The sequence below is a fragment of the Deltaproteobacteria bacterium genome (assembly GCA_011773515.1).
Taxonomy (GTDB): Bacteria; Desulfobacterota; Deferrimicrobia; order J040; family J040; genus WVXK01.
In genome coordinates this window covers 88,686-99,832 of the sequence record WVXK01000114.1, presented here as the reverse complement: position 1 = coordinate 99,832, position 11,147 = coordinate 88,686, and the positions used below count along the sequence as shown (strand labels likewise).

At 54.0% G+C, this 11,147-nt stretch carries 9 protein-coding genes; 7 read left to right on the top strand and 2 right to left on the bottom strand.

What is annotated here, in order from left to right; genetic code table 11:
• The first annotated feature begins 19 nt into the window (after positions 1 to 19).
• Together GTN70_12585 and yaiO are read left to right on the top strand one after the other, a co-directional pair.
• Positions 20 to 1,558: a glycosyltransferase gene (locus tag GTN70_12585; GenBank protein ID NIO17792.1), complete on the top strand. Its 1,539-nt coding sequence runs from the start codon at positions 20 to 22 to the stop codon at positions 1,556 to 1,558.
• Positions 1,533 to 2,777, top strand: a complete 1,245-nt coding sequence (gene yaiO, locus GTN70_12580) for a YaiO family outer membrane beta-barrel protein (protein NIO17791.1) — start codon at positions 1,533 to 1,535, stop codon at positions 2,775 to 2,777. The genes GTN70_12585 and yaiO overlap by 26 nt, the downstream gene beginning before the upstream one ends.
• A 97-nt stretch (positions 2,778 to 2,874) precedes the next feature.
• Here the strand turns inward: yaiO and GTN70_12575 are convergent, their stop codons facing one another.
• Both GTN70_12575 and GTN70_12570 read right to left on the bottom strand, forming a co-directional pair.
• Complete coding sequence (locus tag GTN70_12575) at positions 2,875 to 3,912, bottom strand: M48 family metalloprotease (protein NIO17790.1); 1,038 nt, start codon at positions 3,910 to 3,912, stop codon at positions 2,875 to 2,877.
• The gene (locus GTN70_12570; GenBank protein NIO17789.1) at positions 3,909 to 4,328 is read right to left on the bottom strand and encodes a hypothetical protein; all 420 of its coding nucleotides are present in this window, start codon (positions 4,326 to 4,328) and stop codon (positions 3,909 to 3,911) included. Before GTN70_12570 ends, GTN70_12575 begins: the two co-directional genes overlap by 4 nt.
• A 229-nt stretch (positions 4,329 to 4,557) precedes the next feature.
• Between GTN70_12570 and GTN70_12565 the strand changes: the two genes are divergently transcribed.
• The 5 genes from GTN70_12565 to rpsB all read left to right on the top strand — a co-directional run bounded on the left by GTN70_12565 (position 4,558) and on the right by rpsB (position 11,137).
• Positions 4,558 to 5,082, top strand: coding sequence for a hypothetical protein (locus tag GTN70_12565; GenBank protein ID NIO17788.1), 525 nt, complete (start codon positions 4,558 to 4,560; stop codon positions 5,080 to 5,082).
• Positions 5,083 to 5,309: 227 nt separating this feature from the next.
• Positions 5,310 to 6,188: a peptidoglycan DD-metalloendopeptidase family protein gene (locus tag GTN70_12560; protein ID NIO17787.1), complete on the top strand. Its 879-nt coding sequence runs from the start codon at positions 5,310 to 5,312 to the stop codon at positions 6,186 to 6,188.
• Positions 6,189 to 6,253: 65 nt separating this feature from the next.
• Positions 6,254 to 8,776: a preprotein translocase subunit SecA gene (gene secA / locus GTN70_12555; GenBank protein NIO17786.1), complete on the top strand. Its 2,523-nt coding sequence runs from the start codon at positions 6,254 to 6,256 to the stop codon at positions 8,774 to 8,776.
• Positions 8,776 to 9,969: a bifunctional glutamate N-acetyltransferase/amino-acid acetyltransferase ArgJ gene (gene argJ / locus GTN70_12550; GenBank protein NIO17785.1), complete on the top strand. Its 1,194-nt coding sequence runs from the start codon at positions 8,776 to 8,778 to the stop codon at positions 9,967 to 9,969. The genes secA and argJ overlap by 1 nt, the downstream gene beginning before the upstream one ends.
• Before the next feature lie 232 nt (positions 9,970 to 10,201).
• Positions 10,202 to 11,137 (top strand): 30S ribosomal protein S2, encoded by a 936-nt coding sequence (gene rpsB / locus GTN70_12545; GenBank protein NIO17784.1) that lies wholly within the window; start codon positions 10,202 to 10,204, stop codon positions 11,135 to 11,137.
• Positions 11,138 to 11,147 lie beyond the last annotated feature (10 nt).

Genomic DNA, 11,147 nt, shown 5'->3' with positions numbered 1-11,147 from the left:
GTGGAGTGAGATTTTACCGATGGATACGTTCTACCGGTTTTTAGAAATTCTCTTTCTCTCCTATTTTGTTGTTTACAACTCCGTGAACCTTTTTTTCGTCGTCTTTTCCTTTTCCGAGGTCAAAAGAAGGGTTGTCGGGAAAGCTTACGAGGACCTCGATATGATCATGGAATCTCCCTTTACCCCCCCGATTTCGATCATCGTGCCTGCATACAACGAGGAGAAAACGATTGTCGAGTCCGTCAGTTCACTCCTCAACCTGAGATTTCCCACCTTCGAGATCATCATCGTAAACGACGGATCCGTTGATGGGACGCTCAGGGTCCTGAGAGAGGCTTTTGAGATGAGGAGGGTCGATATCAACTATACCGAGGGTATCACCACTGCCCCCGTCCTTGGATTTTACGAGTCGAAGAGGCATGTAAAGGACAATATTATCCGCATTGTGCTGATAGACAAGGAAAACGGTGGAAAGGCGGACGCGTTGAATGCCGGTATCAACGGTTCCACCTGCTCCTATTTCGTTTCCATCGATGCAGACTCCGTCGTCGACGAGATCGCCCTCCTCCAGGCATTCCGCGTTCTTCTCACCAATGAGGATATCATCGCAATCGGGGGCCAGGTGGCAATCCTGAACGGGTGTGAAATAGAGGGGGGGAGGATAAAGAGGGTCAGGCTGCCCAAAAGCTGGATCGCCCGATTTCAGATCGTCGAGTATATCCGTTCCTTTACCCTCGGCAGGACAGCGCTTTCCCGGTTGAACTGCCTTTTGATCATTTCCGGCGTGTTCGGTATTTTCAACAAGCACTATGTCGAAAGAGTGGGAGGGTACCTTACCCGGCACCTCACGTCGAAGATAACGAAGGAATTCACGGGCTACGGGAAGGAGACCGTCTGCGAGGACATGGAGATCATCGTGCGCATTCACCGATACCTGAAGGAGAAGAAGCTGAAAAAAAAGATATTCTACGTACCCCATCCGCTCTGCTGGACAGAAGCACCCGAAGACCTCTCGAGCCTCTCAAAGCAGCGAAACAGGTGGCACAGGGGGCTCATGGAGAACGTGCTGTTCCACAAAAAGATGCTCTTCAACCCCGAGTATGGGCGGATAGGACTGTTTGCGTTTCCCTACTATGCCTTTTTTGAGCTGCTCGGTGCGCCGGTGGAGCTCCTGGGATATGCCACGCTGCCCCTCCTTTTCTATTTCGACAAGTTAAACTATACCTACCTCTTTCTCTTTTTTGTTTTTTCCGTGGGATACGGGGTTCTCGTCTCTGTTGCGTCTCTCGTTTTCAGCGCCTGGCCGGAGAGGGGGGGCAAAAAAGAGGAACCCGTCGAGACGCTCATCTCTTTCAACACGGCAGGCGAGATAGCGACGCTTGCCGGTTTTGCGGTAATGGAAAACTTCGGGTACCGCCAGGCAACGGTTTTCTGGAGGGTGAGAGCCACCGTGGACTTCTTCACCGGGAAAAAGGGATGGGAAAAATTTGAAAGGATCGGGTTCCCAAAAGATCGAGGAAAAAGGAGTGAAGATGAAGTTGCTCGCGCGGTGCAATAAGTGGGCGATTTTTTTCATCACCCTCGCCTTCTTTCAGGTTCTCAGCGGTTTCAGTCACGGGGCGTTCATGGACAGGGAGCTTGCGGAAGCCAGAGAGAGGGCGATGGAGAAGGATTTCGAGGGAGCTCTCGATATTTACGAGTTTATCCTGGATGACGACCCGGAAAACATCGAGGCCCTGAGCGGGAGGGCGAAGGTCCTTGCATGGATGGGAAGGTATAAGAGTGCGAGGAGTGCCTACCGGGACGTGCTCAGGCTGGATCCCGGGAGCCTTGAATCGATTACGGGAATTGCCGACACCTATGCATGGGAACTGGATTACGAGAAAGCGATAGGGATCCTGGAGAGGGAGCGGGTGAAAAACCCGGGGAGCAAGGAAGTCCTGATACGGCTTGCACGGTACAACCTGAGGACGGGAAACAGGGATGAAGCGCTGTACTATGCCCGGAAAATTCTCGACGACGATCCCCGCGACAGGGATGCCCTGGAAATAAGGAGGAAAGCTGCCGCTATCTATTCCTACGAGGCATTCTTCGGGTATTCCTACCTCAGCATCAACAACAGTTCCGATGGTCACAACCTCTACGGGGGGACCCGCTACGATTCGGGAAACTCCTATTCTCTCTTCGGCCGGGCCGATTTTCTCGATCGTTTCAACGAAACAGAGGGAAAGATCACCGCCGGGGGGTCTTATCGGCTGAGCGACAGGCTGCAGCTGTCGTCGGAACTCGGCTTTGCGCCCGGTGCGGAGATATTTCCCACAGCATCGGGCCTGGTCGAGCTGGCAACGCCCGCCCTGGCTTCCTGGGTTGTATCCGGGAGCATGCACTACTCCCAATTCGACGGGGCAGACCTCATCGGGTTTTCCATGGCGGGCGAGTATTATCCTTACGGATATGTATCTATTCTGTCCCGGTTTACCCTTTCGAAAATCGAGTTTGACCGCGGCGGAAACTCAACCGATGGCGCTTTTCTCCTGAAAACAACGCTGTTCATGGGAAGCACAGACCGGATTTACGCCTACTTCGTGTATGGAAACGAGGCGCACAGGCCGAACACGATCGACCGGGTTGGTGACATCGATGCAAAGGTCCTCGGATTCGGAGGCACGATATTTTTCACCCGCAGCTGGGGAGTCTCTCCTGCCTTTGAGTATCTTGATAAAAACGAGGACACGCGCTACATGCAGGTGGGCCTGGAAATCCTGCACAGATGGTAAAGATCAGCACAACGGAACATCAGAAGTGCTGTTATTCGATTTGTGGTACTGCGAGCCGTGAAGGGTGAACGGTAATCTGTAATAGGTAAACCTGGAGCTACGAACCGGCGCTGTGATGCTCCCGATTATCAAGGGTGCAGATGGTGCATTTCATACAATCTATCTTGGTGCAGAGAGAGAGCGTAGTGGATATGGTGCGGCTTTTTTCCGAGGTTTTGCCGTGGGTGTAGCAGTAAGAGACCCCGGGTTTTAGCAGGAGCGGTTGCGCGAGGAAAACAACGAGCAGCGCAGCCGGGACTGTTTTCACTATCCCCCGGGAGAGACGCTTTTTCGGGCTGACTTTGCTTCTCGCCTGTTCTATACCGAGCAGGGCGTGCACCCTTTCCCCCACCTGAGAATCGGTGAGTCCCGTGAGCGAAGATTCCGTAATCAGCTGCCCACCTCTTGCCGCTTTCACGATTGCCCCTGCGAGAACGGCTGGATTGACTCCCCGTCGGACGGCAAACTCGTCCGCAGAAAGCTCCGTAAGTGCCCTGAACCGCACCAGCAGATCTTTCCTCGAAGGGAGGATGTAGAGTGCCTTGAGCATCGAACCAACGAGAAGCTTTTTCAGGGGATGTCCCATCTCGAGATGACCAACTTCGTGCATGAGAACGGCATCGTATTCTTCCCGACTCAGAAGTGTTCTCAGGGATTTCGAGACGATTATTTTCTTGTCAACGATTCCGCCGGCCAGGGCGAAGGGCACGTGGGTGTCGACCTCCACGACTTTATACCCGGCGACCCTGTTTCGATCTCCGTCACCGCGCTTTAAGATCTCGGGGAGAAATGGCTTCAGGAAGGGAGGGAAGGCCAGCCCCCGGACCAGATGATAAATGCTCTTGAAAAAACCTGCGGGAATGAAGAGGAAGAATGCGACGGCGGCGATCAGGAAAATGAGGTTGAAGACCGAGGGGACCACGGTCTCCAGGAAGTGGCAGAGGTGAAGTATTATCTGGGAATCGAATATCACGGACAGATAGTGATCGGCCTGAAATACCAGCACCAGGGAAGGGAGCAACAGGAAGACGGCGCTTATCGCAATCGACCTTCTGAACACTTTTTCACATTTTTCCGTGTAACGCGAGGTGTTCACCTTTCCGCTTTTTTTTCTTCGATCAGCTTTTCCAGCAACCTCATTTCTTCGGGGTCTTCGAACACGCTGTCGACAAAAGCTGCCATAGCCTTTTCTCCGTCTATTTCGAGAAGGCCACGGATGACCATGTCGGAAACGATTTCCTTGTACTCCTCCCTATTATATATCGGTTCGAAGATGTAAAACTTGCCCGATTTTTCCCTCTTCAGGATGTTTTTTTCCACGAGGCGGTTCATTACCGTGATTATGGTGGTGTAGGCGATCTTCTTCCTGGAGGAAAAGACCTCGAACACTTCCTTGACCGTTACCCTCCCGTGTTCCCAGAGGAAATCCATGACTTCCTCTTCCAGCTCTCCCAGGATCTGCTGGATCCCCTTTTTTCCCGGCCGGAAGGTAAATTTTATCGATTTTTTCATGGCAACCTCGCATGTACCCGTTTTTACCAGCACAGATTATAATCTACTTAATGTAAAAAGTCAAAGTTTCAAAGAAAAAAAGAAAGATTATCGCTATTGCCCCCGATGGTGAATAATTTTTTGAATTTTCTGTCAAAGAGAAGACATCAAACTAACGAGAATGATCAACCTTTGACATAATGTAGAATGTCCGGTATGATACCGGAAAATACACACGGAGGGTTCGAGCATGAACGGTTCGAGAATTATGGTAATCTCGCTTGTGGCTCTTTTCCTGGCATTGAGCGGGTCGGGATACGCCGGTATGCATGGGGGAAAAAAGGAAGAGGCCCATTCGGAATCGATGAAAGGTGACACGGGTAAGGAGCAGATGATGGAGGGCGCCCATGGTAAGGAGATGAGCGGGCACGGCTCCATGGGGGAAGAGACCTTCAGCGGTCAGGCATTCGGAACGAATCTGAAGGGGAGCATGGTAGACGTGAAGGCTAAAATGGAGAAGATGGGAATGAGTGCTCCTGCCGGCATAACCCATCATTTCGAGCTCACCCCCGAAAAACCCCTCGGGGAAGGGACTTCGGCAAAAGTAATGGTGACCTATCCGGGAGGGAAGACGACGGAGGTTTTGCTCACCACCATGGAAAATCATATCGGAGCCGACCTGAACCTCGACGAAAAGGGGGCCTACCGAATCGAGTGCGTCGTTTTCCGGGGTTCTGAGAAGGAATCCTTTCCCTTTGATTACGAGGTTAAATAGAGGCGAAGTTTTGAAAGCGGCCCGTGAACTCCGGTGATGGGCACCCCCCGCCTCGACCGGCAAAAGGCCCGGGATAGATCTGCAGGATCTAAGGCTCCGGCTCGTTTTGCAGGCTGCCACGCGGGACCGGATTTCCCCTTGAGCGATTGTGCTCTTTTTTACTTTTCCCTTTTGGAAAATTTTATATTATACTAACAAAGATTTGGCTTTTTTTAGGGGGGACCGGTTTGAGCAAGCGGGTTACCTTCTTCATAATCTCGGGTGATGCCGGAAAGGTAAGAAGAGTAACGGTGTCGAAAGTGTTTCTGCGGGCCGTTGGACTGGCTTGCCTTCTCTTTTTTTCCTTCACCTGCTTCATGATATACGACTACAGGACCAGCATCAGCGACCGGCTGGAGCTTGCCAACTTAAGAGAGGTGGCCTCCGAGCAGCAGTTCATGCTCTCCTTTTTCGAGGACAAGTTCCAGAGGCTCGAGGCAGAGGTCTCGCGGCTTCGTGTCATCGACAGCAGGATCAAGGAATTGATCAAGATTCAAAAACCCGGTGAAAAGAGCAAGACCTACATCGGTGGAACAGAAGAGGAGGGCACGAGAGCGTTTTTAAAAGACAGGCAGATCGTCGAGTTGCGCTTCGAAGAACTCGAGAAAGGGGTGCTCGTCAACCTCAAGAACCTTCAGGACATAAGGGGCATGCTCGAGTTAAGGCTCGAGGTGCTCGAGTCTCTCCCGTCTGTCTGGCCTCTTCGGGGTGTGGTATCCTCGGGATTCGGAGTCAGGATGTCGCCCTTCACCAAGCGAACGGTGTTCCACAGGGGCCTCGATATCATGGCCCCGGCAGGTTTGGAGGTCCGGGCCGCCGGATCGGGGAAGGTCATTCGATGCGGGTATGACCCCGATTTCGGAAACGTCATCAGGGTGGATCACGGGTATGGATTCAAGACCATATACGCCCACCTCTCTGAAATACTGGTCAAACCCGGAGAGGTTGTCGGCAAGGGGAAGGTTCTGGGAAGGGTCGGTTCTTCGGGAAAAAGTACGGGCCCTCATCTTCACTTCGAGATACGGGTAAACGGGGTTCCCATAAACCCCATCCGGTATCTCGGATAGTCAGTTTGTCTCCAGGTGAAGTACAATAGAGTCCGGGGAAAAAAATCAGAACAGAGGGGCGTTTGATGTTTGAGTGGGTGTTAAGGAAGTTTGTCGGCACGAGAAACGAGAGGGAACTGAAAAGGATTGCTCCCCTGGTTGAAAGGACGAACTCTCTCGAACCGGATGTGAAAAAACTGTCCGATAGCCAGCTTGCGGCGAAAACCGCCGCGTTCAGAGAGAGGATAGAAAGGGGAGAAACTTTGGACTCCCTCCTTCCCGAGACCTTCGCCGTTGTCAGGGAAGTATCCATGAGGGTGCTGGGAATGCGCCACTTCGATGTGCAGCTGATCGGCGGCGTGGTCCTCCATGAGGGAAAGATAGCGGAAATGAAGACGGGCGAGGGAAAAACCCTCGCCGCCACCCTCCCCGTGTACCTCAATGCGTTGACGGGCGATGGGGTGCACATCGTAACGGTCAACGACTATCTGGCAAGGAGGGACGCCGAGTGGATGGGACCCATTTACCGGTTCCTCGGTCTCGAGGTGGGGGCTATTTTTCACGGGCTGGACGACGCGGAGAGGAAGGCCGCCTACGGCGCCGATGTTGCTTACGGCACCAACAACGAGTTCGGGTTCGATTATCTGCGGGACAACATGAAGTTTTCCCTCGATGATATGGCTCAGCGAAAGCTCAACTTTGCGATTGTCGATGAGGTTGACTCCATACTCATCGACGAGGCGAGGACACCCCTGATAATATCCGGGCCTTCAGAAGAGTCAACGGACAAGTACTACCGGTCGAACTCCGTGATACCGGGCCTGAAAAAGGAAAGGGATTATACCGTCGACGAGAAGTCAAGAACCGTGGTCCTCACCGAGGATGGGATGCCCAGGCTGGAAAGGCTCATCGGGGTTGACAATCTCTACGACCCGAACAATATAGAGTGGCTGCATGCCGCGAACCAGGCGCTCAAAGCCCATGCGCTGTTCAAAAAAGACGTGGACTACGTGGTAAAGGAGGGGGAGGTTCTCATCGTCGACGAATTCACGGGCAGGCTCATGCCCGGGAGGCGCTACAGTGACGGACTCCACCAGGCGCTCGAGGCAAAAGAGGGGGTGAAGATCGAAAGCGAAAATCAGACCCTGGCCACGATAACTTTCCAGAACTACTTCAGGATGTATGACAAGCTCTCGGGGATGACGGGAACGGCTGACACGGAAGCTGTCGAGTTCAAGGAGATCTACGACCTCGAGGTTATCGTCGTTCCCACGAACAGGCCGATGGTTCGGCTGGATAACCCGGATCAGGTCTACAGGACGGAGAAGGAAAAGTTCAATGCCGTAATCGATGAGATCAAGGAGCTCAACAGGGCCGGGCGCCCTGCCCTGGTGGGAACGATATCCATAGAAAAGTCGGAACTGTTGAGCAAGATGCTCAAAAGAGAGGGCATTTCGCACAACGTGCTGAACGCGAAGCATCACGAGAAAGAGGCCCAGATCATAGCGGAGGCCGGACATCAGGAGAAGGTGACGATTGCCACGAATATGGCGGGACGGGGAGTCGATATCGTTCTCGGAGAGGGTGTGGTGGGACGTGGAGGGCTCCACATCATCGGAACGGAGCGGCACGAGAGCAGGAGGATAGACAATCAGCTGCGGGGAAGGTCAGGCAGGCAGGGGGACCCGGGCTCGAGCCGGTTCTACATGTCTCTCGAGGACGACCTGCTCAGGATATTCGGGTCAGAAAAGGTATCCTATCTCATGGAGAAGCTGGGAATGGAGGAAGGGCAGCCCATCGAGCACAATATGGTTACCAGGGCAATAGAAAATGCCCAGAGCAAGGTGGAAGCCCATAACTTCGAGATACGGAAACACCTCCTGGAATATGACGACGTCATGAATCAGCAGAGGACGATTATCTATGACATGCGCAAGGATATTATGGAGGGCGAGGAACTCCGGGAAACGGTCATGGAGATGCTGGATGAGGTGAACTGGGAACTCTTGGAGACGTTTACCGATGAAAAGCTCTACCCGGAACAGTGGGATTTAAGTGGTCTTTCCGACAACTATTTTTCCACATTCGGTGTGAGGCCGGCTCTCGATGGGGTCGTTGAGGGGAAGCGGTCCCGCGAGGATATTTTTGCGTTGATCAGGGATCAGGCGGTCATGACGTACGAGGAACGCGAGGCGATGTACGGCTTGGAGGTGATGAGATACCTCGAGAGGGTCATGGTTCTCAGCACCCTGGACGCGCTGTGGAAAGACCATCTCCTGGGGATGGACCATCTCAAGGAGGGAATCGGGCTTCGCGGATACGGACAGCTCGATCCCCGGAAGGAGTACGCTCGGGAAGGCTTCGAGATGTTCTCGGATCTGGTTATACGGATAAAGGAAGAGAGCCTCAAGAAGCTGTTCCACGTCCGGATCCAGACAGAGGAGGATGTCTCGAGCATATCCCTATCAGGGCCCAAAAAGATGGTTATGAGCAGGGGCGAGGCGGGGGTTGCCAGGACGGTCAAGAGAGAGGGGAAGAAAGTGGGGAGAAACGATCCCTGCCCCTGCGGGAGCGGGAAGAAATACAAGAAGTGCTGCGGGAGCAGCTGATGGGGGGTTCTGCACAGGCCTGCGTTCCCGGCTTCAAGGCCGCGTCGGTCTCCTGCGGATTGAGGAAAGACGGTGGGGAGGATCTCGCCATCTTCCTTTCCCAGCTTCCTGCCGTCTCGAGCGTGGTGTTTACGAAAAACCGGGTGCGGGCCGCTCCCATCATCTGGGCGGAAACACGGGCGAGCCTGAGGGACCTGCAGGGTGTGCTGGTAAACTCCGGCAATGCCAACGCCTGCACGGGAGACGCGGGGGTATCGGCAGTGGGTGAAATTGCCCGGGAAGTTTCCCGGCGGTTGAGCCTTCCCGAGGGGAAGATCCTCATTTCTTCAACGGGCGTCATCGGCGTACCCCTTCCCCGGGGGAGGATCATCGGGAAACTTCGAAACCTCTGCGCGGCCCTTTCCAGCTCCGGTTTCAGCGGTGCTGCAAAAGCCATGATGACGACCGACAGGTACGAAAAGATATGCCGCCAGACCTTCAGGGCGGGGGGCAAGACCATAACGATCTGCGGCGTCGCAAAAGGCGCGGGGATGATATCCCCCGGCATGGGAACCTTGCTGGCGTACCTTTTCACCGACTGCCGCCTTCCCCAGCGCAAACTCGACTCCATATTCAGGAGAGCGGTGGATAAAACCTTCAACAGGATCATCGTCGATGGTGATATGAGCACCAATGACACCGCTGCCGTTTTCGCAAACGGCGCGACACTCGCCAGGCCCTTAAAGGAGGTCGAACTGGACAGGTTCGAGAGGAAAATGGCAACGGTGATGAGCGAACTCGCCCTGAAGATAGTTGCTGATGGGGAGGGTGCCACGAGAACGGTAAAGATCGATGTCAGGGGCGCGGGTTCCAGGGGGAATGCGGAAAAGGTCGCGCGGGCCGTGGGCACGTCCCTCCTCGTGAAGACGGCTATATTCGGGGCAGACCTCAACTGGGGCAGGATCGTTGCCGCTGCCGGGAGGGCCGGGGTTCGGATCGACCCCCGTGGGATCGTTGTGCACATCGGAGGGGTGAGGGTGTTCGGGCCGGGAATGGAACGGGTTAGCGGGGGCATCAGGAAAGCGCGGGAAAAGGTGAAAAAAGATTCCTATGACATTACCCTGGACCTCGGCGGGGGGAAGGGTGACTATTTCGTCATAACCTCGGATCTGACCTACGACTATGTGAGGTTAAACAGCGAATACACGACCTGAACACAGGCCGGGGGGGATACGCGGACAAGGCGGGGCCGTTCCCCTGGAGGGATTTTCGGCCGGTTTTTTTAGGTTTTTACTTGATTTTTTGAATGCTTAAGGTTTTAATTTAAAAGTTTGAGCGTTAAATACTCACGGTCCGGACCGGGAAACCCGGTGGCTCGCCTTTCTGCGAGCTCGTTTTCCCGAGGGTGATGGAGCCGGAGGAAAAACCGAAAAGGAGGCTACATTTATGCAGGAGAAGACTCAACCGAAAATTACCATGAAGCAGCTCCTCGAGGCCGGTGTCCACTTCGGGCATCAGACGAGGAGGTGGAATCCGAAGATGGAATCTTTTATCTTCACCGCGAGAAACGGCATTCACATCATCGACCTCCAACAGACGGTGAAGATGTTCGACGCTGCCTATGAATACATCCGGGACATTACGGCACAGGGGAAAACGGTGCTGTTCGTCGGTACGAAGAAGCAGGCCCAGGAGTCGGTCAAGGAAGAGGCAGAGCGGTGCGGAATGCCCTACGTCCATCAGCGCTGGCTGGGGGGTATGCTCACGAACTTTCAAACGATCAAGGGATCCATCGAGATGCTCGACCGGCTGGAAGAAATGGAAGAAGATGGGACTTTTGAGAAGCTGACGAAAAAGGAAGTTCTGGGGCACAGAAAGAAAAGGGATAAGCTCCTGAAGGTTCTCGGGGGTGTGCGGAGCATGAAAAGGCCTCCCGATGCTTTTTTCGTTGTCGACCCGCTCAGGGAGGAAATTGCCGTCAGGGAAGCCCGGAAACTGGAGATCCCCGTTGCAGCCATCGTCGACACGAATTGTGATCCCGATATGATCGACATCATCATTCCGGGAAATGACGACGCGATAAGGGCGATAAAGCTTTTTTTGAGGGTGGTTGCCGATGCGGTTATCGAGGGAAGGGCGGAGTACGAGGCTCAGCAGGCGGGACTTGCCGCAGAGGAGGATGTTGAGGAACCTACAATTTCCCTCATAGACACCGAAGGGGAAGATGAAGGCGAGCCAGGCGAAGGGAGAGAAGGAGTGGCGCTCGAGGCGGATGACACGGGGGCGACGGTTGAAGTTGCGGCTGAAGAAGAAAAGGCCGGGCAGGCTGAAATAGAGGAGCCCGATGGCAGTCCGGCTGCGGAATCCGAAAAAAGCGAATAGAGACAACACA